Origin of the sequence: Bacillus sp. PSXD-155 (assembly GCF_049310765.1) — a bacterium.
Classification (GTDB): Bacteria; Bacillota; Bacilli; order Bacillales; family Bacillaceae_G; genus Bacillus_A; species Bacillus_A cereus.
Map to the genome: position 1 here is coordinate 171,348 of NZ_JBMOWC010000004.1, position 21,548 is coordinate 192,895.

The following is a 21,548-nucleotide window of genomic DNA, read 5'->3' on the forward strand; positions in this document are numbered from 1 at the left end:
GCCCTACCTCTCTCTCATCATTACGGTTCCACTGACCGCTCCTTGATTCACTAGTATACATATATAGCTTACAAATACAATTTATAGGGTTTGTTCACAAAAGTTGTTGATAAAATTACCCGATCTTTCGCAAACTTTTCGTATTGCATTCATAAGAGATATTTACTTTACACTAGCTGTAACCGAGACACGAATTAAAATTATAACACCAATACAATAGCTTGTCAATATTTTTCCGCAAATTAAAAACAGACATTAACGGTTTGTCTGTTTTAGAATGGAGCTTTTTCTTTTATTACATATACAACAAAGCCACTTACTAACATAAATAAGCCAACTACTAAGTTTTTGATATTAATCATAAATTCCTCTCCCTTATTCCACACATCATATATATTTACATTTCAATTATTCCGATCATCCTAAAGCGCACTTTTTCTAATATATCATAATTCCTAAAAAATGCAAGTTCACTTTTGACGACCATTCACAAATTTATCTACAGTGTTTGGTACAGTATTTAAAGCCTTTTCAATTAAATGTGTACTGCTGTTGAGATGTAATACTTGCACCCCATTAGAACCAACTACTAAAAAAGCTACTGGACTAATAGAAACCCCAGCCCCGCTTCCTCCTCCAAATGGATGCCCTTGCTTGTTCTCTTTATGCTGATTTTGCCCACCGTTATGTTTTTCAGTAATGAAACCCCCTTTAAAATCACTTCCACCAGCTCCAAAACCAAAAGCCACTTGAGATACTGTTAATACAACATTTCCGTCAGCTGTTGAAACCGGGCTCCCAACAATTGTATTTACATCTACCATCTCTTTTAAATTTGTCATTGCCGTTTTCATTAAATTTTCAATTGGATGTTCCATTATGTATTGCACCCTTTCCTCATTATTCCTTTTTATACTTTCCAAAATAGAGGAAGTCATACTAACTTTTCCTATTTCAAGAAAACATTTTCCTCCTTTTAATAGATATTACTGCCCGTTAATGCGGGATAAAAAAGAAAAAGAGATACATACTACTATTGAACCTTGTTATGAAAGGAGCCATGACTTTGACTGAGAAATTTGATGATTATAAAAGAAGAGATAGAATAGATAGTGATTATAGTGACTATAAAGAAGAGTATGCCGCTGAGGTTGCACCACAACGCATTGATTATGATTACGATGATAAAGACGATAAAGATGTTGTAAAATCGTCCGCTGCTGGATCAACTGCTGGTTTTATCGCTCTTGCGCTATCTATCTTATCGCTATTTACATTCCCAACACTATTTGGTCTTGTTTCTGTTTTACTCGGTATTTACGCTTATAATCGCGGAGCTACTGTAACTGGCGGTATCGCTGCAGTTGTCGGTGGGATTGCTGCACTTATCGCAATTTTATTCCGAGTAGCACTTATTGGTTTATTGTTCTCCCTTTTCTAAAAAAGAAAAAGGTATCTCGCTTAACGCGGGATACCTTATCCTGTAAACACATCTTCCGATGGATATTTTATTTTTTGTTTTGCTGGTCGCGCTAAAGAGAACACAAGTGTTAATGGTCCAATTAATCCGCAGAACATAACAAACATAATAATACATTTTCCGAATGCCGATAGCTTTGCAGTAATTCCCATCGTTAATCCGACTGTACCAAACGCTGATATTGTCTCAAATAATAATTGAATAAAGCTGAAGTTTTCTGTAAGCATTAATATGAATACCGCCGCTAAAATAAGTATTTGACTGGCAACAGCAATCGCTAAGGCCCTCGTTACTGTCGACATTTTAATTGTACGCTGAAATAAAACAATTTCCTCCTTTTTTCTAAAGAAAGAAAGGACAGATGTAATTAAGATAACAAACGTTGTTAATTTAATTCCTCCACCTGTTGATACACTTCCTGCACCAATAAACATTAAAATCATCGTAAATAATATAGATGATTCTTCCATACCTCCATAGTCAACCGTATTAAATCCAGCTGTCCGCGGGGTAATACCTTGAAAGAAGGAAGCCCATAGTTTTTCATTTAAAGATAAATTCCCTAACGTCTTCACATTATTATATTCCAATACAAAAATTACAATCATTGCTATAACATTTAGCACTACTGTTCCAATAATCATTATTTTTGAGTGAAGTGATAATTTTCGAAAACTGCGACTATACCATATATCAATTAATACGGTAAAACCGAGTCCACCTATTACAATTAAAGAGCAAATCCCAATATTAATAATGGGATCTCCTACATATCTTGTTAAATTATCTGGCCATAAAGCAAAGCCTGCATTATTATAAGATGCAATTACATGAAAAATACTATAGTATAAACCTTTTCCAAAACCAAACTCTGGAATAAAGCGAAACGATAAAAAGATGACCCCAATAAGCTCAATACAAATCGAAAATATAAAGACACGCTTTACTAATTTTACAAGACCACCTATATTTGTTTGATTAAACGCTTCTCCAATTAATAAACGATGGCGTAATCCTATTTTTTTGCCTAATACCCAAACAATTAAAATGGCAATTGTCATAAGACCTAGACCACCTGTTTGAATTAAAAACATAATAACAATTTCGCCAAACATCGTAAATGTACTTGCTGTATCCACTACTCCCAAACCAGTTACGGTCGCTGCTGACGTTGCTGTAAAGAAAGCATCTACCCAACTAATATGTGCTTTCGTTGCGAATGGTAACTTTAATAACAAACCGCCAACCACAATTAAGCAGAAAAAACCTAACGCTAATATTTGTGGTGGGTTTAATCGTATAAGACGATTATACAGCCCTTGTTTTTTTGTTACTTCCATATCACTAACTCCCTTATTAAAGTGAAGCTTTCCCCTCATAAATAAAAAGCTTTTTAAAAGCCCTTAAAGAATTGGGACAAACCTTATATTCTTATAATATAGTTGAGCATAATCCTTTTTTTCATAGATTACAACTTTTATTTATATTCAGACTTCTTTTTTCTTTTATGCTGGAAAACTATATATCCTAACTCAATATTGCTAGCAATAACAATTTCATATGTACTATTTTTCAAATCCCCATATCTTTCACTCTATGTTCACATAGAGGTCACATTCACCTTTTATAGTATATGTATCGAAGCTGTTCCTCCCTAATTTATAAGACATTCCCCAGTGTCTTTGAATAGCTTCCATCCCTAATTAAATTGACATAAATTGTCCCCTTTCCTTGACCATCTTATATGTGATGGTCTTATTTTTTTGTCTTTCTATCTTTTATTTAAAACTTCCTCTCTCTTTCACTCTATGTTCACACAGAGGTCACATCCACCTTTTATAGTATATATATCGAAGCTGTTCCTCCCTAATTTATAAGACATTCCCCAGTGTCTTTGAATAGCTTCCATCCCTAATTAAATTGACATAAATTGTCCCCTTCCCTTGACCATCTTATGTGATGGTCTTATTTTTTTGTCTTTCTATCTTTTATTTAAAACTTCCTCTCTCTTTCACTCTATGTTCACACAGAGGTCACATCTACCTTTTATAGTATATGTATCGAAGTTGTTCCTCCCTAATTTATAAGACATTCCCCAGTGTCTTTGAACAGCTTCCATCCCTAATTAAATTGACATAAATTGTCCCCTTCCTTGACCATCTTATAAATGATGGTCTTATTTTTTTGTCTTTCTATCTTTTATTTAAAACTCCCTCTCTCTTTCACCCTATGTTCACATGAGAGTCACACCTATCTTTTATAGTATATGTATCGAAGTTGTTCCTCCCTAATTTATAAGACATTCCCCAGTGTCTTATAGCAACTTCCATCCCTAATTAAATTGACATAAATTGTCCCCTTCCCTTGACCATCCTATGTGATGGTCTATTTTATTTTCCAAACACAAAATCAATCTATCTGTACTTAAATAAAAACCTAAAAATTCAGAAAATATTGTCAAATTAGGTATTTTTTCGGTATAATTACTTTAGGAAGGAATTTCGCAAAAACAAAAGGGGGATTTTATTGAGACAAACAAAAGCAATCTTAATCGCATTATTTCTAGGTCTAGTTGTTGGACTCACTCTAAATTTAGCCGCTCCATCTATCTTTGATCCACTAAATCAATATGTGTTCAACCCAATTGGTCAATTGTTTATTCGACTTATTAAAATGCTAGTTGTTCCTGTTGTGTTCATTTCTATCGTACTTGGTGCTGCCGGCCTTGGAGATCCGAAACAACTTGGAAGAATCGGTTTAAAATCAATTTCATTCTTTCTCGTAACAACTGCGGTTGCCATCTCTATAGCGGTTACATTTGCACTTATTATAAAACCAGGAGCTGGCGGTAATTTTAAAACAGAAGGTCTTAAGTATGAAGGTGCAAAAACTGAAACATCTTTCGTCGACACATTGCTAAATATCGTACCAGATAACCCAGCAAAAGCGATGGCTGACGGAAACATGTTACAAATCATTGCCTTTGCCGTATTGATTGGACTCGGTATAGCTATTTTAGGAAAACGAGTTCAAGGTATCCATTCATTACTTGAACAGGGCAACGAATTAATGATGTATCTCGTTAATCTCGTTATGAAATTAGCCCCAATTGGAACATTCGGTTTGCTCGCTTCATCCGTTGGTAAAATGGGGCTTGCAGGCGTCGCTGCGATGTTCAAGTATATGATTGTCGTTATGTTAGTACTCATTATTCACGGGGTCTTTGTATATGGTGGCTTATTAAAGGTATTAGCAAAAGAAAGTATTGTTCGTTTCTTTAAACATTTCGGACCAGTAATGGCAATTGGATTTAGTACATCTAGCTCTAATGCATCGCTTCCATTTGCAATGAAAACAGCACAAGATAAGCTTGGCGTTCCAAAAGCGATAAGCTCATTTGTACAACCACTAGGGGCAACTATTAATATGGATGGTACTGCCATTATGCAAGGAGTAGCAACTGTATTTATCGCTCAAGTATACGGAGTTGAACTTACATTACCGCAATTAGCTATGGTCGTATTAACCGCTGTACTAGCTAGTATCGGTACTGCTGGTGTACCAGGTGTTGGACTTGTAATGCTTACAATGGTTTTAAATCAAGTAAATCTACCAGTAGAAGGTATCGCTTTAATTATCGGTATTGACCGTATTCTAGATATGTCTAGAACAGCTGTAAACATTTCTGGGGATGCAATTTGCGCAATGATTGTCGCAAAATCAGAAGAAAAATATAATACTGATCAATCGGCAGCATCGTAAATCAAAAAAGGAGTGAATATATTCACTCCTTTTTTGATTTACTCCCTTTTTTAGAACGATATTCTTTCCCTTTATTATCATTACCAGTTTCAAATTCAGTGCTAAATTCCTGATTAAACTGGCCGGACTTTGGTGATCCTTGATTACCGCTCCCTTTACTACCGTTACGATTCGTCATATTTCTCCCTCCCTTCCTTGTATTAGTAGTATGGCGCTCTATCTTTTTTCATACACATTTTATTTTTTAACATCTATTACACATGAAAGAAGACCTTCCATATATAAGGAAGATCTTCTCTTTCATCACGTAAGCGTTTTCTTGTTTATAATCACTTAAATAAGTTTTTTGGAAATCGAAATCATTACATTCATTTCATCTTCTGAAAGTGTAGAGAATCTTTCTTGTAAATATTGTTTTTTCGCATCTTCCATTTTCGCAACTAAATCTTTCCCTTGTTCTGTAATCTCTAAATACACAACTCGGCGATCTGATGTAGAACGTGAACGAGTTACAAAACCTTTATTAATTAATTTTTCTGTAACAGCTGTAATATGACTATTCGACACATTTAATTCATTTGCTACACGCGATACCATTTCTTTATTCGTACGATTTAATATTCTCAGGACGATGAATTCATTCCACGGTATGTAACCACCGAATATTTTTCCGATATCATTACGCAATGTGCGAAACATAGCAAACACATTTGTCGATAGTTCTTCCATTAATTGCTCTCGATTTTGAGACAACTTTGACAGCTCCTTTTATTTCATTTAGTTAAATAAAAACCTTATTAATAATTTTACATGAAATCTTACTTTTTGTCACCTTATTTTCCCATAATTCGTAGTTTTTTAATATGTATTTCATGATAAAATGAAGTTAACCTCCAGAAAAAGGGGGTATTTTAATGCATGAGGAGGAGAAATTCTCAAATCTCAGCCTAAAAGATAAAACGATTATCATTAGTATTATTGCTCTTTTTCTCATTATAATTTTTGCATTTATATTTTTTGTATATGTAGGAATCTTTCAAATTACAGGTATCGAGTATAGTTCACGTACTGCGTTACTTCTCTTTTTTTTATTAATCACTTTCTTAGACAGTATTACATTTTTCATCTTCAGTTTCTTCAAAGCGCTGCTATATCCACTGACACAAAACATGCCAAATTGGATTTCTATTACTCTTTTCTCATTCATTGAAATTACACTAGATTGGTTCGTCATTCATACTGCTGATGATTGGATAGAAAGCGTACAAATGTCCAACATAGCTGAATTATGTGTCGTACTATTCTTTTTCCTCTTAAATAAATTATTAAGTGACGAGAAAGAGTAAGAATACAAGCTTTTCTATATAAAAATTGGTACAATGAAAGCAAATCTTACTAAAGAGGTGTTAATTATGAACTTACAACAATGGGCTGATAAAGGTATGTCCTTTGATACATATGTGAATGAAATGCAAGTAAACCAATACGAGCTACTACACATTTACAATAACTTTTTAATTCCAAATGAATTACTTCCTGTATTAGAAGAACGTCAAAATGACGGCTGGCGTGTTATCGTATTAACTGCTGATTGGTGTGGCGATGCTCTTTTATGCGTACCTGTTATGAAACGAATTTCTGAAGTTGCAAATATTGAAATGAGTTTATTAATTCGCGACGAAAACTTAGAATTAATGGATCAATATTTAACAAATGGAACAGCACGTGCGATTCCAATCTTTATTTTCATTGATAAAGATGGAAATGAACAAGCCGTCTTTGGACCACGCGCTCCAAAAGTACAAGAATTAGTAACTTCAATGCGCGCTACATTACCTGAAAAAGAAGATCCAACATTCGAAGAAAAACAAAAAGAAATGTATGCTAATTTCCGTGCTACATTAGCTGATGATACTTCTCTTTGGGAGCATGTAATGGAAAATATGGTGGAAAAAATAGTAAAATAAAAAACCTGCCGAGCTCGGCAGGTTTTTTTATTACATAATGAAGAAATAGAATACCGCAGCTAAAATGAAACGATAATAAGCGAACGGTGTTAGTTTTACACGAGATAATAATTTCAAGAATGAAACAATTGCAAGCATCGCAACAACGAATGCAGTTACAAATCCTGTTACAAATAGCGTTATATCTGCTGAGCTTAATACATCCCAGCTTTTAATTAAATCTAATCCACTTGCAGCTACCATCATCGGTACCGCTAAAATGAACGTATATTCAGCTGCCGCTGTATGCGACACGCGAGCTAATAAACCACCACTGATTGTAGAACCAGAACGAGAAAATCCTGGCCAAAGAGCTAAACATTGAAACATTCCAATTGTAAATGCCTGTTTATATGTGATTTCATCTAACGTTCTTGCTGTACTTGGTTTTGAAAACTTCTCAGCAACAATCATTAAAATACCACCGGCTACTAAGCTAATAACAACTGGTCCTGGACCAAATAAAACCTCTTTAATAGTGCTATGGAATAATACGCCAAGTATCCCGGCAGGAATCATCCCGATAATAATATGTAATAAATTTAACGATGGTCCGTCTGTTACTTTACCTATTCCAACTAACGACCATAGACGCTTCCAAAATATAACAACAACTGCTAAAATCGATCCCAATTGGATAACAACTTCAAAAACTTTCGCTCTCTCATCGTCAAATCCAATTAAATGTCCTGTTAAAATCATATGTCCTGTTGATGATACTGGTAGAAACTCTGTTAACCCTTCAACAGCACCCATGATTAAACCAATTAACCAATCAGCCACAAGTAGTGCCTCCTTAATAACAAATAATATGTAATTTTTTCACACCTTATCATAATACCTTATCCCTTTTCAAAGTGCATCCTTTTTTTATTGGTTTCATATGTTGTAGGCGCGTATTTCTTTTCTAATCTTTGATTAAATTGTATGATAGTAAGAGTTTGTTTTTTTATATGGAAAGGGGATTTTATGAAAGAAACTACTTCATTTTCACAAAAGTTAAAGCAATTTGTATTACTATTTTTTCCGATTTTCGTAACGCAAATGTCATTATTTGCGATGAGTTTTTTTGATACAACAATGTCAGGACATGCAAGTCCAACTGATTTAGCAGGTGTTGCAATTGGAACAAGTATATGGCTTCCAGTTAGTACGGGATTAACAGGAATTTTAATGGCTACTACTCCCATTGTTGCACAACTCGTCGGATCCAAGAAAAAAAAGGACGTTCCCCACGTTGTCATACAAGCAGTTTATTTAGCAATTTGTGCTAGCTTCGTTGTTATCCTCATCGGTTTCTTCGTCGTTTCACCTATTTTAAACGGCATGCGCTTAGAAGAACCTGTGGAACGAATTGCAGCTCAATTTTTAAGTATTATCGCAATAGGAATTATACCTTTATTCACTTACACTGTTTTACGTGGATTTATTGATGCATTAGGAAAAACTCGAACAACGATGATTATTACATTACTATCATTACCAATTAACGTAATATTAAATTACCTATTAATTTTTGGTAACTTCGGTTTCCCAAAGCTTGGTGGTGTCGGAGCAGCAATTGCTTCCACTGCAACATATTGGTGCATTTTAATTATTACAGTCATTATTATTCAGACGAAAGAGCCTTTTGCCTCTTTCAACATTTTCAAACAATTATATCGCCCTTCTCTTTCTAGTTGGACAGCATTCTTAAAGCTTGGCGTTCCTATCGGATTTGCTATCTTTTTTGAAACGAGTATTTTCGCTGCGGTAACGCTCATGATGAGTAATTTTAGTACGACAACTATTGCAGCTCACCAAGCAGCTATGAACTTTGCTTCCTTGTTATATATGACTCCGCTCAGTTTAGCAATGGCAATGACTATTGCAGTCGGATTCGAAGTTGGAGCAAAACGTTACGATAATGCAAAACAATACGGACTGATTGGAATTGGATTAGCCCTTGCCTTTGCTTTATTATATTCAATTCTTCTCTACTTCTTTGATAATCAAATTGCTTCTATTTATACGACAGATGCAAAAGTTCATCATTTAGCAAAAGAATTTCTTATTTTTGCGATTTTATTTCAAATTTCAGATGCAATTGCAACCCCTGTACAAGGAGCTCTGCGTGGTTATAAAGATGTAAATGTTGCTCTAATTATGACTTTAATTGCTTATTGGATAATAGGTCTACCACTAGGTTACATATTAGCAACATATACAGAATGGGCCGCAAAAGGTTATTGGATCGGTCTTATTATCGGTCTAGCATTTGGCGCTGCCTTCCTCCTTATCCGTCTCTTTCAAGTACAACGAAAATATACAACACAAAACAGCCGCTAATAATAAAGCGGCTGTTTTCTTTATGCATATTTTTTCTTGTAACGTATAATATAATGAAAAAGAAAGGTGGGTACATATGGACGACAAAGAAAAAAAGCAATCATTCGATGAAGAATTTGCCCCTGAAATTTCACCTGGATATCGGCAAGATGTACATAAGCCACCTAAATATAAAAACACTTCGTTTTTAATGGGCATTACCATTTTCGCTGCTGTATTACTCATACTTATCATTTTCGTTTATTTTTGATGAAAGGTGGCCTATTATATGAAGAAACAAAATTCCAATCGTTCCAAAAGAACTGTTAAAACACAAAAAGGATATGCAGGCGATTCTGTTCATACACTTAAACAAGTGGAGCAAGGAAATTTATATATTGCTCAAAAAGAACTTGGTCAACAAAATGAAAATCTTTAAAGGTCCTTGATTCCTTAAGGGCCTTTTTATTCCGCATTAAGTAGTACACCCCAAAATGATCTATTGAGCAATGAATTTCCTTTATTGTACGCGCTGCTTTTGTTCTAGCACCATAAATATATTATTAACCTTTACAATTTTCACTTCATAATTCAATTTCATTTCGCTTCTCTTACCATTTTCAGTACCCGCAACGTACGCTACAGCTTGATAGAGAAAACTCTCATCTTTCTCTTCACGTATCTCCTCGTTTGTAAATTTATACTCTAACTCTTGAAAACGATTTGGATAATAATTTCCCATTAATTGTTCATACCCTCTATTCAAAAATATTTCTTCACCTTTTCGTTTCACATCTTCTTTATTATTAAACTCAAACACTGATAGTTGTTCAGTCACAAAATGCTCTCCTACCTTTTTCATTTCATTATGAGTTAAATTTTCTATACTTTTATTCTTTAACTCCTTATTTAATCCGTACTGATCAATCGGTTTAAAGGTAGCAAAAACCTCCTCTTTATATGACCAAAACAATACAAAAGCGATACATAGAGAAATGATTAACAGTCTTTTTTTCGTAATACTCCCGCCCTTCTTCATAATGATAGCTATATTTTAACATATAGAAAGAAAATTCTGATATTATAAAGTAGAATAACTTAACTCAGAAACGAGGAACAATTATGGACTCTTACAAACATTATATAAAAGAAGCTTTGCCTAATCTTTCTATACATTCATATAAACAAAATGAAGAAGGTTGGGATAATGTAGCAATTATAGTAAATGATGAGCTACTGTTTCGTTTCCCGCGAAAACAGGAATTTGCAATGCGAATTCCGTTAGAAAAAGAACTATGCACAATTCTCACTCAATCACTACAAGAAATCGAAGTTCCACAATATCACCTAATTTATAAAAATGAATCTGATGAGGTTCCTCTTTGTAGTTACTATACTCTCATTCATGGTGAACCATTAAAAACAGAAATAGTTGCCACGCTGGAGGATACAGAGCTGCAAGCAATTATTACACAATTAGCTACTTTCCTTGCTGCTCTACATAGTATTCCTCTAAAAAGTGTTACAGCGTTAGGATTCCCTATTGAAAAAACACTTACCTACTGGAAAGAGCTACAAACTAAATTAAATCAGTATGTTACTAACAATCTTACTTCGTTCCAGAAATCAGCCTTAAATCGTTTATTCGAGAATTTCTTTGCCTGTCTAGCTACATCTAAATTTCAAAATACAATCATTCACGCTGATTTTACACATCATCACATTTTATTTAACAAGCAGAACAAACGCATTTCAGGTGTTATCGATTTTGGTGATGCGCAAATTGGCGATCTTGCTTTTGATTTTGCAGGACTATATTATGATTTCGGACATGAGTTTACTACATCTGTATATGAACAGTACAGTACACTTATTTCTCATCATGATCCATTACTCATTCACCGCATTACTACCTTTTATCAATATAGTCCTTTACTACATAATATTATTTATAACTTTGAATCAGAGAATGAACTCGAATTCATTACAAGTACAGAACAACTAAAAACGATATTACAGGGATGAGATTACATTCTCTCCCTATATACTCTCTCCTCATACATCATTAACTTTTTATCCATTTCAACAATAACTTTATACAATTGAAATGCCTGTAAAATTTGCAGTTGAATTTCAAAAGGAGCATTTTGTTCTTTTAACCATTGAAATACTTTCGTTTCATCTTTCATTGATTATTCCTCCCTTTATCCCGCTATTTGCGGGTAGCCCGATTGACCCCCACTGATTAAAGTTTCACTTTATTAAAATCTGCTACAAATATACCGTAAATGATGAAAAGCTTTTCATGTCAATAACAAAAAAGGATGCAAAGTTGCATCCTTTAATGAACTATATTTTTCTTCTGTTTCGCTTCTTTCTTTACTTCTTCCCCTTGGCATTCACTACGAAACGCACAACTTATACACTCAGAACGAAAATGACGCTCTGTATAATGCTCAGGTTGCTGTAACATTTCTTTCATTCTAGATAACTCAGCCATTCCAGTTATAATATCTTCCTGTTTCGGAATGTACTCATACTTAGTTCCTTCTATTAAATTAATAACTTCAATTTTTCCTGGAAGAACGCCGAAAGCTTTATAACTGAATACTGTCATTAGCTTCTGACAAAGAGCAAGCATTTCCTCATCCGCATCGACAACATACTTTTTAATTACAAACGACTCAGCATTCCACTCACCAACTTCAAATGTCAATGACATGTGGACACCTAACTCTTCCATATATGTTTGAAACTTCTCGTATAAAAACAATGGTGGTGTCTGACTATCATCCCTTTCAACAAACTGTAATAAGTGATCCGTTAGCTTCGCTAATACAATATAGTACTCCGTCTTCGAAGCAAACATATTAATCCTTACTTTTTTCCAATACTTTTCTATTAATATTAAAAGTACAATTTTCGTTTGTTGACCCGCAGGTAGCGTGTAATACTCGTTAATAATTTGATTCACAATCATTTGCACTATTTGTTGCCATTCAAATGAAGAAGGTTCTCTTCTTTTTATATGACGAAAATAAAATTTATGCGGACACCGCATAAAATCATACAAATGATAATCTGTCATCGTTTTGATTGAGATTTTCTCATGCACTTGTTCTTCAGCTCCCTTCTGCCATTAAGAAAGGTGTTTTACAAATTCAGCTCCAAACTGTAAACATTTTTCTACATCTTCATCTTCTGGCGTTAATTCTACTTTTAGTCCTTCTAACACAACTGCTGCCCCGCGCTCTTGTAGCTTTTCTATTAAAATGTCAACCGCCACTCCGTATTTCGGATAAGCCGAATCACATGATCCGAATACTGCCGCTTTTTTCCCAGTTAAATCAATAGAATCCATTGCATCATAAAAATCTAAGAAATCATCAGGAAGATCACCATCTCCCCATGTGTATGCACCTAAAATAATTCCATCATACTGTTCCAATATAGAAGCTTCTGGTGAATCCATAATATCAATAACTTCAATTTCATTTTCTGTTTCACGAATTACGCCGGCAATATGGTCAGCCATTTCCTCTGTATTTCCACTCATACTTGCAAAAATCATTACTAACTTACTCAACTGAACCTCTCCCTTTACTTTGTATCTCTTTTTCTGTTTGAATGCTCTTCTTCTCATCTACATATTCAGACCGAATTACATTTCGTTGCCATTCCATATGCTGATCAACATCTTTATTTTTATCTTTTAATCCCCTCCGTAGAAGGTGAAATTTTTTTCTCATTAACATGTCGCATCCATCCTATTGATAATAATTATCAATTTCAACTATATTTAGATTAATTGACATTGATTATCAATGTCAACAACTATTTTTAAAAAAATGATTAAAATGTACAAGCTTGTCCGTTAGCTATTCATATACTATAAATGAGCATAGTTCTTTCTCAGCCCTCTCTGACGGAAAGAAATAAAAGCAACTGCGATAGAGCGCAGTTGCCTTTTTTTGTTTTTCTATGATTTTAGTAATCTTATAGTCGTCTCTAAAAATAGCTCCACTCCACAAATTAATGCTGATTCATCCACGTCAAATTTCGGATGGTGATGTGGATAACAAGTATATATATTTTCATTACCTGTTCCTAATTTAATGAAACAACCGGGTGCTTTTCTTAAATATGCTGAAAAATCTTCCCCACCCATAGAAGGTTCAAGCTTCACAACACGCTCATTCCCAAACAAATGTAGTGCACTTTCTTCTACTATTTTCGTAATATATTCATCATTAATAACCGGATCATATCCATATCGATACGTATATGTATACGATCCTCCATGTGCTTCTGTAATTCCTTTCACAATTTTTTCGATTTTCCCTTCTGCTTCCACCCTCAATGCTTGATTAAATGAACGAACAGTTCCCATTAAAGTTGCTGTACTAGGAATAATATTGTCAGCCACTCCCCCATGAAACTGCGTAACTGAAACGACTCTTTGCATGAAAGCACTTGTATTTCTAGATACGATATGTTGTAGATTTGTAATAATCTGCGCTCCGATAGCGATAGGATCAATCGTTTCTTCTGGCCGCGCCGCATGCCCTCCTTTGCCTTGGATCTCAACTGTAAATACGTCTGGTGCTGCCATCATCGGTCCATATACAATTCCTACATTCCCACTTTCCAAGCCAGACATAACATGTAAACCTATTACATAATCAACACCGTCCATAACACCCGCCTCGACCATTTCTTGTCCACCACCAGGGTATACTTCTTCTGCATGCTGAAAGAATAGACGAATTTCTCCTACAAACTCTTCCTTCATATTATTAAGCACCTCTGCAGTACTTAATAATATAGCTGCGTGAGCATCGTGCCCACATGCATGCATCATTCCTTTATTCACAGATGTATAAGATTTACTTGTCTCCTCTTGAATTGGCAAAGCATCTATATCAGCTCGAATCGCAATTACTTTCCCTTGCTTCACACCCCTTTTGATTGCTAGTACACTATACTTCGTCGGTCTCGTTACTTCAAAAGAAGAAAATGAGCATAATGTATCATATATAAATTGCGAAGTTTCTTTTTCATGAAATGATAATTCCGGATACTTATGAAAATGCCTTCTCCATTTCACGATATTTTCTTCCGAAATTAGACTCTTCCACACTCTATTCATGATAATTTCCTCCTTTTCAAAAGAACTAGAAATTTAAAATTTTACTCCGTCTTAAATGATTAATAAAAACAAATACTGCATTTTTACGTATTCTTATAGTCCACTTTTATGTATTCACACAATCCACTTTCTATTTACATGTCAAACCCATTACAAATTCATGCTGAATGTAATATAATTGCTAAGTTAGGGATTTTCTTTTTTAGTATTTAGTGCTAATATCAGAAAAGAGCCTTTTGACTTATTTTTACCTAAAATGTGGGATTTTGTTTTTTTCACAATAATGTAGGACATGATACCTACAAAGAGCTATTATTTCATTAAGAGAGGGAAAGACATGGAAAGATTAAAAGAGATATGGTCTCGACCACTCACACAATGGGTTGCAAAGACGGTTTATTATCTTGCAATTTTATTTGCATTACTTTGGTTGTATGGATTCCATGATACAAACACAAGTACATTTATTTACAATGAATTCTAGGGTGGGAACGTTATGAAGTTATTAGAACAAATTGAAAAGTGGGCTGCAGAAACGCCTGATCAAACCGCTTTTGTTTGGCGAGATGCGAAAATTACGTACAAACAATTAAAGGAAGATTCTGATGCGTTAGCACATTGGATTTCTTCTGAGTATCCAGACGATCGTTCACCAATTATGGTGTATGGCCATATGCAACCTGAAATGATTATTAACTTTTTAGGATGTGTAAAAGCTGGACATGCTTACATTCCTGTAGATTTATCTATCCCAGCTGATCGTGTACAACGTATTGCTGAAAATTCTGGTGCGAAATTACTTTTATCGGCAACAGCAGTAACTGTAACTGATTTACCAGTTCGCATCGTAAGTGAAGACAACTTAAAAGATATTTTCTTTACTCATAAAGGGAACACTCCAAATCCTGAACATGCGGTAAAAGGTGATGAGAACTTCTACATTATTTACACATCAGGAAGCACAGGTAATCCGAAAGGGGTTCAGATTACTTATAACTGCCTTGTTAGCTTTACAAAATGGGCTGTAGAAGATTTCAACTTACAAACAGGGCAAGTATTCTTAAACCAAGCACCTTTCTCATTCGATTTATCTGTAATGGATATTTACCCATCATTAGTAACAGGTGGTACACTTTGGGCAATCGATAAAGATATGATTGCGCGTCCAAAAGACTTGTTTGCTTCTTTAGAGCAATCGGATATTCAAGTATGGACTTCCACACCTTCTTTCGCTGAAATGTGTTTAATGGAAGCATCTTTCTCTGAGAATATGCTACCGAACATGAAAACATTCTTATTCTGCGGTGAAGTGTTACCAAATGAAGTAGCTAGAAAATTAATTGAGCGTTTCCCGAAAGCAACAATTATGAATACGTATGGTCCAACAGAAGCTACTGTCGCTGTAACAGGTATTCACGTGACAGAAGAAGTGCTTGATCAATACAAATCACTTCCAGTTGGCTATTGTAAATCAGACTGTCGCCTTCTTATTATGAAAGAAGATGGCACGATTGCACCTGATGGTGAAAAAGGTGAAATCGTAATTGTCGGTCCAAGCGTAAGCGTTGGATATTTAGGAAGCCCTGAATTAACAGAAAAAGCATTTACTATGATTGACGGTGAGCGTGCCTATAAAACAGGCGATGCTGGCTATGTTGAAAATGGTCTTCTATTCTATAATGGTCGTCTTGATTTCCAAATTAAGCTGCATGGTTATCGAATGGAATTAGAAGAAATTGAGCATCACCTTCGTGCGTGTTCTTACGTAGAAGGAGCAGTTATCGTTCCAATTAAAAAAGGTGAGAAATACGATTATTTATTAGCGGTTGTTGTTCCTGGGGAGCATTCGTTTGAAAAAGAATTCAAATTAACATCTGCAATCAAAAAAGAACTCAATGAGCGATTACCAAACTACATGATTCCACGTAAATTCATGTATCAATCTTCTATTCCAATGACACCAAATGGAAAGGTAGATCGCAAAAAATTATTGAGTGAGGTTACAGCATGACCGCATATGGATCATTTTATTTTTTCGCTATAGTGGGCATTTTATTAATACCTACTATCATAGCTGGATTAAAAGGTAAAATGTTGCGTAAATATAATGCCGTTTTAACATTAGTCATGATTGCTATTATCTTCTCGGATAAACCGAAGCAAGCGATTATGTTAGCTGCATTTATTATTTGGCAATATGTCCTTATTAAAGGCTATTTAATTTTAAGAAAACAAAATAATAGTACATTCACATTTTGCATAGCTGTTATTTTATCGATTTTGCCTCTTATTTTGGCAAAAATCGCACCATTTGCATCGTTATTACCTGAGTTAAAACTTGTTGTTTTTCTAGGTATATCTTACGTAACATTCAGAGCAGTTCAAATGGTATTTGAAGTTCGCGATGGTTTAATTAAAGAGCTTTCTTTCTTTAACTTCTGGGAATTCGTTTTATTCTTCCCTGCGATTTCAACAGGACCTATCGATCGTTACCGAAGATTCCAAAAAGATATTCAAAAGCCACCTAGCGCTGAAGAATATCAAAATTTACTATATACAGGACTAAATCGTATTTTCCAAGGTTTCTTGTATAAATTTATTATTGCTTACTTAATAAAGCAATATTGTATGGATCCAGCATTCGCTCAACACGATACAATCTTTTCAAATATGATTTACATGTATAGCTATAGCTTATATCTATTCTTTGATTTTGCTGGTTATAGCTCTTTTGTAATTGGTGTAAGTTATATGATGGGAATTAAAACGCCAGAAAACTTTAATAAGCCATTCCTTAGTCGTAATATTAAAGACTTCTGGAACCGCTGGCACATGAGTTTATCATTCTGGTTCCGTGATTTTATTTACATGCGTTTCGTCTTTTTTGCAACGAAGAAAAAGTTAATTAAGAACCGTTACACAATTTCGTATATCGGTGCATTTTTAAACTTTTTCATTATGGGAATTTGGCATATCCAAGGAAGCGCTGTTGCGCAGTATATTATTTATGGTCTATATCATGCCGCACTGTTTATTTTATTCGATATTTTCGAACGAAAAAACAAGAAGCATAAGTTTTGGCCAAACACTAAATTTACACGCATCCTTGCGATTGTAATTACGTTCCACGTTGTATGTTTCGGTTTCCTAATTTTCTCTGGACACCTTAACAGATACTTTTAATGCACCCTTCTTATTCCATTAAGAAGTTGCACATATAATATATTTCGGATATAAAGGAGATTTTAAAAATGGCAGAATTCAAAGAGCAAGTATTAGATATTTTAGAAGAAGTATGTGAAAACGATATTGTGAAAGAAAACTTAGATGTTCAATTATTTGAAGAAGGTATCCTTGATTCTTTCGCTGTAGTATCTTTATTAGTTGAATTCCAAGAGCGTTTAGATATTGAAGTTTCTATTTCTGATTTTGACCGTGACGAGTGGGCTACACCAAACATGGTTATTAAAAAGTTGGAAGAAATCCGATGAACAAAGCAAAATTTGGTCCGATGCTTTTAGCATTGGCCCTTTTTGCTGTATTCTTACTTATTCCAACGCGCTTCCTACTTCCACTTTTAAGTGATGAAAAAGTAGAACAAGCTGCTACTTCTTTAAAAGAAGAAAAAATTCAAAGTATGATTTTACAGCAAAAGATGTTAGCAGATCCAAAATATCTTCCGATGTACGGTTCATCGGAATTCGCACGTATGGATGCTTTCCATCCATCTAATTATTTTAAAGTAAAGCCTGAAGGATTTACGCCATTCCTTCTTGGACGCGGCGGAACACAAGACCTTGTACATGTGTTAAACTTCGCATCTACAATGGATCAATTGAAAGATAAGAAAATGGTATTCGTTCTTTCTCCGCAATGGTTTGTACCACAAGGTATTGATGAAACGCACTTTGCACCTAACTTTTCAAAGCAACAAGGTTACCATTTCATTTTCAACAATGATTTAAAACCTGAAATGAAAAAACAAATTGCAAAGCGTTTATTAAACTTTGAGATTGTAAAAAAAGAAACTTTATTAAAAATTTCGCTTGAAGGCATTGCTTATGATGATACGAAGTATAAAGTAAAAGCACTTGCTGCTAAACCTTTCGCTTATATTTATCGTAACATTTTAGATCGTAAAGATTTATTTACAGCTATGTTTAATATTAAACCGCACAAAGAAAAGCTTGATCCTTCATTAAAACAAATGAACTGGGAAGAGGCTCGTAAACATGCGGATCAAACAGGTGCAGTAGAATCTGGATCTAATGAATACGGTATTGAAGATGATTATTTCAATAGCAAAATTAAGAAAAAATTAAAGCAACGTGAAGGTTACTTAAAAAATGATGCTTATGACCAATCGCCAGAATATGAAGATTTACAAATTGTACTTGATTTATTAAAACAATCTGGTGCAAAACCACTCTTCATTTCTGTTCCTGTCAAAGGTCCTTGGTACGACTACGCTGGATTCCCGAAAGAACGCCGCGAAGCATACTATAAGAAAGTTCATGAGCAAATCGAAAAAGCTGGTTATCCAATTGCCGACTTCTCAAATCATGAATACGATAAATACTTCTTAAAAGATCATATGCACTTAGGTTGGAAAGGCTGGGTTTACATCGACGAAGCCATCCAACAATTTTATAAAGCAAACTAATGAAAAGACCGCTTGAATTACTCAAGTGGTCTTTTTGTATATATTTTGTAATTGCTCGATTGCATTCTCCGCTTCTTTCATAACTCGCTCCACTACATGCTGAGCTGATTCGATTCGTGCCAACGATGCTGCCTGTCCTGCCCAAAGTGACATATATTCTTCCTTATTTTGCTTCGCTGCCTCTTGGCGTATTTTAGAAGTTAATACGTTTTGCACTGGATACATCGGAAGCCCTTCTTCTTTTCCTTCATGTCTCTCTATAAATTCATTCCGGATACCCCGTGCATATTTCCCGGAAAACGCACGAGTTACCGTTGTGCTCGTATCTGTACTATGTAAAACCGCTTCTTTATACACATCGTGCGTAATACTCTCTTCACTTGTTAAAAAGGCCGATCCCATTTGAACACCTTCTGCTCCTAGTGCCAATGCCGCAACAAGCCCTTGTCCGTTCATTACACCACCTGCTGCGACAATTGGGATATGCGGAACAGCCCCTACTAACTGAGGTATTAACGCAAAAGTACCAATCATAGCATCTTGTTCTTTCCCGACAAATGTTCCTCTATGCCCCCCTGCCTCGCTGCCTTGACCGACAATTATATCTACCCCTAATTCTGCAAGTACTTTTGCTTCTGTCACATGGGTAGCTGTTCCGATAACCTTTATTCCACTTCTTTTTAAGTCATCTATTTCTTCTTTTTCTAACGTTTGAAATGCAAAGCTAACGACCGGTACTTTTTCTTCTAATAACACTTGTAATTGTTCCTTATAGCTTTTTGGAAGCTTTAACGTTCCTTCTACTTCTATACCTAATTCTCTATTCACTCCGCTTAGTAATATTTTCGCCTCATTTACCTTCTCTTCTTCTATTTGTATCTCTTTCGTTACAAGTAAATTAACACCGAAAGGCTTATCTGTTAGTTCTCTTATTCTATAAATCGCTTCACCAATTTGTTCTGGGCTCATATAGCCCGCCCCAAGCGTCCCTAATCCTCCGCTATTACTTACTGCTGCAACGAGTTCTGGCGTCGTAATCGCGCCTGCCATACCGGCTTGAACAACAGGATACTCAATTTTTAATATGTCTGTTACTCGACTTGTAAACATCATTTTCCCTCCTATTTCCCTTATATCTTCTTTATTTGATAAGCTTTCCCCTGCTTTTGCAAGGGTTGAACTTCATATGAAGCGAATATATTGAAAGAGAAGGAGGCTGAGCTTAATGATTTATCCAAATGTATTAAAACAAGGTGATACAGTAATGATTATTGCACCATCTGGTCCACCTACAATCGAAAATGTATTAAAAGGTGTGAATGTATTACAAGAGATGGGGTTATCCGTAATAATCGGGAAGAGTGTTTACGAGAAATATGGATTTTTAGCCGGAAGTGATCAAGTTCGGCTTGACGATATACATGAAGCATTTACAAATAATGAAGTGAAGGCAATTTTTTGTGCACGAGGTGGTTATGGAAGTGCTCGTCTTCTTCCTCACATTCAATATGAAGTTATTAGGCAGAATCCAAAAATCTTTTGGGGATATAGCGATATTACAGCTTTACATACTGCTGTTTCACGTTATGCAAAGCTTATAACATTTCATGGTCCGATGATTGAAGAACTAGGAAAAGGTATTGATTCCCTATCTTTATCCTCTTTTAATCAGCTATTCCATCCGTATTCAACCATTTTATCTGCATCAGAATGTATCGTACCTAGCTCCCACAGTACAGTTACAAGTACGTTAGTTGGAGGAAATTTAGCTGTGTTAGCAAGTATAATTGGCTCGCCCTACGAGATAAATACGGACAATACACTTTTATTACTTGAAGACATTGGTGAAGAACCGTACCGCATTGACCGTATGTTAAATCAGCTACTTTTATCTGGAAAGTTTAATGAATGCAGGGGCGTTATTTTCACAAGTTGTCACGACTGCACTCCTTCAAAGCCATCTCAATCATTGCAAACAATATTATATGAATATTTCGCGCCATATCATATACCTGTCCTATTCGATTTACCAATTGGACATATAAGTCCAAACATCGGTATTCCACTTGGAGCTACAGCGACAATAAACACGAATAATAAAACAGTCTCTATTTCTTCTGGTATAGCCACTTCATATTCAAATTAAAAAGTAAAAGGAAAAGCGATTACGCTTTTCCTTTT

27 protein-coding genes are annotated in these 21,548 nt (G+C 35.0%); 14 read left to right on the forward strand and 13 right to left on the reverse strand.

Annotated elements, in window-relative coordinates; genetic code table 11:
- Positions 1 to 272: 272 nt before the first annotated feature.
- Together ACO6VI_RS05560 and ytfJ are read right to left on the reverse strand one after the other, a co-directional pair.
- On the reverse strand, positions 273 to 362 hold the full coding sequence (locus ACO6VI_RS05560) for a hypothetical protein (RefSeq protein ID WP_000608227.1): 90 nt from the start codon (positions 360 to 362) through the stop codon (positions 273 to 275).
- A 108-nt stretch (positions 363 to 470) separates the two neighbouring features.
- Entirely contained in the window at positions 471 to 938 is a 468-nt protein-coding gene (ytfJ, locus tag ACO6VI_RS05565) for a GerW family sporulation protein (RefSeq protein ID WP_088020526.1), read from the reverse strand.
- A gap of 128 nt (positions 939 to 1,066) precedes the next feature.
- Between ytfJ and ACO6VI_RS05570 the strand changes: the two genes are divergently transcribed.
- On the forward strand, positions 1,067 to 1,441 hold the full coding sequence (locus ACO6VI_RS05570) for a hypothetical protein (RefSeq protein ID WP_000136546.1): 375 nt from the start codon (positions 1,067 to 1,069) through the stop codon (positions 1,439 to 1,441).
- A gap of 35 nt (positions 1,442 to 1,476) precedes the next feature.
- On the opposite strand, the gene ACO6VI_RS05575 is transcribed toward ACO6VI_RS05570, so the two are convergent.
- Complete coding sequence (locus ACO6VI_RS05575) at positions 1,477 to 2,820, reverse strand: TrkH family potassium uptake protein (protein ID WP_064531905.1); 1,344 nt, start codon at positions 2,818 to 2,820, stop codon at positions 1,477 to 1,479.
- 1,186 nt (positions 2,821 to 4,006) lie between these two features.
- Here ACO6VI_RS05575 and ACO6VI_RS05580 point away from each other — a divergent pair.
- Positions 4,007 to 5,242: a dicarboxylate/amino acid:cation symporter gene (locus tag ACO6VI_RS05580; RefSeq protein WP_063546918.1), complete on the forward strand. Its 1,236-nt coding sequence runs from the start codon at positions 4,007 to 4,009 to the stop codon at positions 5,240 to 5,242.
- A gap of 22 nt (positions 5,243 to 5,264) precedes the next feature.
- On the opposite strand, the gene ACO6VI_RS05585 is transcribed toward ACO6VI_RS05580, so the two are convergent.
- A complete protein-coding gene (locus tag ACO6VI_RS05585) occupies positions 5,265 to 5,420 on the reverse strand; it encodes a hypothetical protein (protein WP_000184928.1) in 156 nt (51 codons plus the stop codon).
- Positions 5,421 to 5,575: 155 nt separating this feature from the next.
- Positions 5,576 to 5,995, reverse strand: coding sequence for a MarR family winged helix-turn-helix transcriptional regulator (locus tag ACO6VI_RS05590; protein ID WP_000081434.1), 420 nt, complete (start codon positions 5,993 to 5,995; stop codon positions 5,576 to 5,578).
- A 161-nt stretch (positions 5,996 to 6,156) separates the two neighbouring features.
- Here ACO6VI_RS05590 and ACO6VI_RS05595 point away from each other — a divergent pair, with 161 nt between their 5' ends.
- On the forward strand, positions 6,157 to 6,588 hold the full coding sequence (locus tag ACO6VI_RS05595; RefSeq protein WP_000544072.1) for a YrvL family regulatory protein: 432 nt from the start codon (positions 6,157 to 6,159) through the stop codon (positions 6,586 to 6,588).
- Between the two features lie 33 nt (positions 6,589 to 6,621).
- Entirely contained in the window at positions 6,622 to 7,209 is a 588-nt protein-coding gene (locus tag ACO6VI_RS05600) for a thioredoxin family protein (protein WP_002040836.1), read from the forward strand.
- A gap of 30 nt (positions 7,210 to 7,239) precedes the next feature.
- On the opposite strand, the gene uppP is transcribed toward ACO6VI_RS05600, so the two are convergent.
- Positions 7,240 to 8,031, reverse strand: coding sequence for a bacitracin resistance undecaprenyl-diphosphatase (uppP, locus tag ACO6VI_RS05605; protein WP_000796253.1), 792 nt, complete (start codon positions 8,029 to 8,031; stop codon positions 7,240 to 7,242).
- Between the two features lie 186 nt (positions 8,032 to 8,217).
- Here uppP and ACO6VI_RS05610 point away from each other — a divergent pair, with 186 nt between their 5' ends.
- The 3 genes from ACO6VI_RS05610 (at position 8,218) to ACO6VI_RS05620 (ending at position 9,994) form a co-directional block, all read left to right on the forward strand.
- A complete protein-coding gene (locus tag ACO6VI_RS05610) occupies positions 8,218 to 9,576 on the forward strand; it encodes an MATE family efflux transporter (RefSeq protein WP_000665559.1) in 1,359 nt (452 codons plus the stop codon).
- A gap of 76 nt (positions 9,577 to 9,652) precedes the next feature.
- Positions 9,653 to 9,826, forward strand: coding sequence for a hypothetical protein (locus ACO6VI_RS05615; protein ID WP_000341062.1), 174 nt, complete (start codon positions 9,653 to 9,655; stop codon positions 9,824 to 9,826).
- 18 nt (positions 9,827 to 9,844) lie between these two features.
- A complete protein-coding gene (locus ACO6VI_RS05620; RefSeq protein WP_000744623.1) occupies positions 9,845 to 9,994 on the forward strand; it encodes a hypothetical protein in 150 nt (49 codons plus the stop codon).
- Positions 9,995 to 10,075: 81 nt separating this feature from the next.
- Here ACO6VI_RS05620 and ACO6VI_RS05625 read toward each other — a convergent pair whose 3' ends face one another.
- On the reverse strand, positions 10,076 to 10,594 hold the full coding sequence (locus tag ACO6VI_RS05625; RefSeq protein WP_000715258.1) for a hypothetical protein: 519 nt from the start codon (positions 10,592 to 10,594) through the stop codon (positions 10,076 to 10,078).
- Between the two features lie 83 nt (positions 10,595 to 10,677).
- Between ACO6VI_RS05625 and ACO6VI_RS05630 the strand changes: the two genes are divergently transcribed.
- A complete protein-coding gene (locus ACO6VI_RS05630; protein WP_088020524.1) occupies positions 10,678 to 11,580 on the forward strand; it encodes an aminoglycoside phosphotransferase family protein in 903 nt (300 codons plus the stop codon).
- A 2-nt stretch (positions 11,581 to 11,582) separates the two neighbouring features.
- Here the strand turns inward: ACO6VI_RS05630 and ACO6VI_RS05635 are convergent, their stop codons facing one another.
- From ACO6VI_RS05635 to ACO6VI_RS05655, 5 genes are all read right to left on the reverse strand, one after another.
- Positions 11,583 to 11,744, reverse strand: a complete 162-nt coding sequence (locus ACO6VI_RS05635; protein WP_000651086.1) for a hypothetical protein — start codon at positions 11,742 to 11,744, stop codon at positions 11,583 to 11,585.
- Positions 11,745 to 11,896: 152 nt separating this feature from the next.
- The gene (locus tag ACO6VI_RS05640) at positions 11,897 to 12,670 is read right to left on the reverse strand and encodes a hypothetical protein (protein WP_000544586.1); all 774 of its coding nucleotides are present in this window, start codon (positions 12,668 to 12,670) and stop codon (positions 11,897 to 11,899) included.
- A 24-nt stretch (positions 12,671 to 12,694) separates the two neighbouring features.
- A complete protein-coding gene (locus tag ACO6VI_RS05645; protein WP_000041153.1) occupies positions 12,695 to 13,141 on the reverse strand; it encodes a flavodoxin in 447 nt (148 codons plus the stop codon).
- Positions 13,134 to 13,310 carry a hypothetical protein gene (locus tag ACO6VI_RS05650; RefSeq protein ID WP_000929009.1) on the reverse strand — a complete coding sequence of 59 codons (177 nt, stop codon included), beginning with the start codon at positions 13,308 to 13,310 and terminating at the stop codon, positions 13,134 to 13,136. Before ACO6VI_RS05650 ends, ACO6VI_RS05645 begins: the two co-directional genes overlap by 8 nt.
- Before the next feature lie 224 nt (positions 13,311 to 13,534).
- Complete coding sequence (locus ACO6VI_RS05655) at positions 13,535 to 14,704, reverse strand: amidohydrolase (RefSeq protein ID WP_001082811.1); 1,170 nt, start codon at positions 14,702 to 14,704, stop codon at positions 13,535 to 13,537.
- A 337-nt stretch (positions 14,705 to 15,041) separates the two neighbouring features.
- On the opposite strand from ACO6VI_RS05655, the gene ACO6VI_RS05660 reads away from it, so the two are divergent.
- The 5 genes from ACO6VI_RS05660 (at position 15,042) to dltD (ending at position 19,367) form a co-directional block, all read left to right on the forward strand.
- Positions 15,042 to 15,188, forward strand: a complete 147-nt coding sequence (locus ACO6VI_RS05660) for a teichoic acid D-Ala incorporation-associated protein DltX (RefSeq protein WP_000440293.1) — start codon at positions 15,042 to 15,044, stop codon at positions 15,186 to 15,188.
- A gap of 12 nt (positions 15,189 to 15,200) precedes the next feature.
- Positions 15,201 to 16,715 (forward strand): D-alanine--poly(phosphoribitol) ligase subunit DltA, encoded by a 1,515-nt coding sequence (gene dltA / locus ACO6VI_RS05665; protein WP_000770502.1) that lies wholly within the window; start codon positions 15,201 to 15,203, stop codon positions 16,713 to 16,715.
- Positions 16,712 to 17,887: a D-alanyl-lipoteichoic acid biosynthesis protein DltB gene (dltB, locus tag ACO6VI_RS05670; RefSeq protein WP_063546916.1), complete on the forward strand. Its 1,176-nt coding sequence runs from the start codon at positions 16,712 to 16,714 to the stop codon at positions 17,885 to 17,887. The genes dltA and dltB overlap by 4 nt, the downstream gene beginning before the upstream one ends.
- 68 nt (positions 17,888 to 17,955) lie before the next feature.
- Positions 17,956 to 18,195: a D-alanine--poly(phosphoribitol) ligase subunit DltC gene (gene dltC / locus ACO6VI_RS05675; protein WP_000807310.1), complete on the forward strand. Its 240-nt coding sequence runs from the start codon at positions 17,956 to 17,958 to the stop codon at positions 18,193 to 18,195.
- Positions 18,192 to 19,367, forward strand: a complete 1,176-nt coding sequence (gene dltD / locus ACO6VI_RS05680) for a D-alanyl-lipoteichoic acid biosynthesis protein DltD (RefSeq protein WP_001030272.1) — start codon at positions 18,192 to 18,194, stop codon at positions 19,365 to 19,367. The genes dltC and dltD overlap by 4 nt, the downstream gene beginning before the upstream one ends.
- A 21-nt stretch (positions 19,368 to 19,388) precedes the next feature.
- Here dltD and ACO6VI_RS05685 read toward each other — a convergent pair whose 3' ends face one another.
- Entirely contained in the window at positions 19,389 to 20,477 is a 1,089-nt protein-coding gene (locus ACO6VI_RS05685) for an NAD(P)H-dependent flavin oxidoreductase (RefSeq protein WP_000495274.1), read from the reverse strand.
- Positions 20,478 to 20,592: 115 nt separating this feature from the next.
- Between ACO6VI_RS05685 and ACO6VI_RS05690 the strand changes: the two genes are divergently transcribed.
- Positions 20,593 to 21,513: a S66 peptidase family protein gene (locus tag ACO6VI_RS05690; RefSeq protein ID WP_063546915.1), complete on the forward strand. Its 921-nt coding sequence runs from the start codon at positions 20,593 to 20,595 to the stop codon at positions 21,511 to 21,513.
- Positions 21,514 to 21,548: the final 35 nt, after the last annotated feature.

Bases quoted from the DNA above. Each gene is read 5' to 3' on its own strand.
- dltC (WP_000807310.1), top strand. From the start codon at position 17,956: ATGGCAGAATTCAAAGAGCAAGTATTAGATATTTTAGAAGAAGTATGT.
- ACO6VI_RS05620 (WP_000744623.1), top strand. From the start codon at position 9,845: ATGAAGAAACAAAATTCCAATCGTTCCAAAAGAACTGTTAAAACACAA.
- ytfJ (WP_088020526.1), bottom strand. From the start codon at position 938: ATGACTTCCTCTATTTTGGAAAGTATAAAAAGGAATAATGAGGAAAGG.
- ACO6VI_RS05575 (WP_064531905.1), bottom strand. From the start codon at position 2,820: ATGGAAGTAACAAAAAAACAAGGGCTGTATAATCGTCTTATACGATTA.
- dltD (WP_001030272.1), top strand. From the start codon at position 18,192: ATGAACAAAGCAAAATTTGGTCCGATGCTTTTAGCATTGGCCCTTTTT.
- ACO6VI_RS05560 (WP_000608227.1), bottom strand. From the start codon at position 362: ATGATTAATATCAAAAACTTAGTAGTTGGCTTATTTATGTTAGTAAGT.
- ACO6VI_RS05660 (WP_000440293.1), top strand. From the start codon at position 15,042: ATGGAAAGATTAAAAGAGATATGGTCTCGACCACTCACACAATGGGTT.
- ACO6VI_RS05685 (WP_000495274.1), bottom strand. From the start codon at position 20,477: ATGTTTACAAGTCGAGTAACAGACATATTAAAAATTGAGTATCCTGTT.
- dltA (WP_000770502.1), top strand. From the start codon at position 15,201: ATGAAGTTATTAGAACAAATTGAAAAGTGGGCTGCAGAAACGCCTGAT.
- ACO6VI_RS05690 (WP_063546915.1), top strand. From the start codon at position 20,593: ATGATTTATCCAAATGTATTAAAACAAGGTGATACAGTAATGATTATT.
- ACO6VI_RS05595 (WP_000544072.1), top strand. From the start codon at position 6,157: ATGCATGAGGAGGAGAAATTCTCAAATCTCAGCCTAAAAGATAAAACG.
- dltB (WP_063546916.1), top strand. From the start codon at position 16,712: ATGACCGCATATGGATCATTTTATTTTTTCGCTATAGTGGGCATTTTA.
- ACO6VI_RS05625 (WP_000715258.1), bottom strand. From the start codon at position 10,594: ATGAAGAAGGGCGGGAGTATTACGAAAAAAAGACTGTTAATCATTTCT.
- ACO6VI_RS05635 (WP_000651086.1), bottom strand. From the start codon at position 11,744: ATGAAAGATGAAACGAAAGTATTTCAATGGTTAAAAGAACAAAATGCT.
- ACO6VI_RS05615 (WP_000341062.1), top strand. From the start codon at position 9,653: ATGGACGACAAAGAAAAAAAGCAATCATTCGATGAAGAATTTGCCCCT.
- ACO6VI_RS05655 (WP_001082811.1), bottom strand. From the start codon at position 14,704: ATGAATAGAGTGTGGAAGAGTCTAATTTCGGAAGAAAATATCGTGAAA.
- ACO6VI_RS05650 (WP_000929009.1), bottom strand. From the start codon at position 13,310: ATGTTAATGAGAAAAAAATTTCACCTTCTACGGAGGGGATTAAAAGAT.
- ACO6VI_RS05630 (WP_088020524.1), top strand. From the start codon at position 10,678: ATGGACTCTTACAAACATTATATAAAAGAAGCTTTGCCTAATCTTTCT.
- ACO6VI_RS05600 (WP_002040836.1), top strand. From the start codon at position 6,622: ATGAAAGCAAATCTTACTAAAGAGGTGTTAATTATGAACTTACAACAA.
- ACO6VI_RS05585 (WP_000184928.1), bottom strand. From the start codon at position 5,420: ATGACGAATCGTAACGGTAGTAAAGGGAGCGGTAATCAAGGATCACCA.
- ACO6VI_RS05610 (WP_000665559.1), top strand. From the start codon at position 8,218: ATGAAAGAAACTACTTCATTTTCACAAAAGTTAAAGCAATTTGTATTA.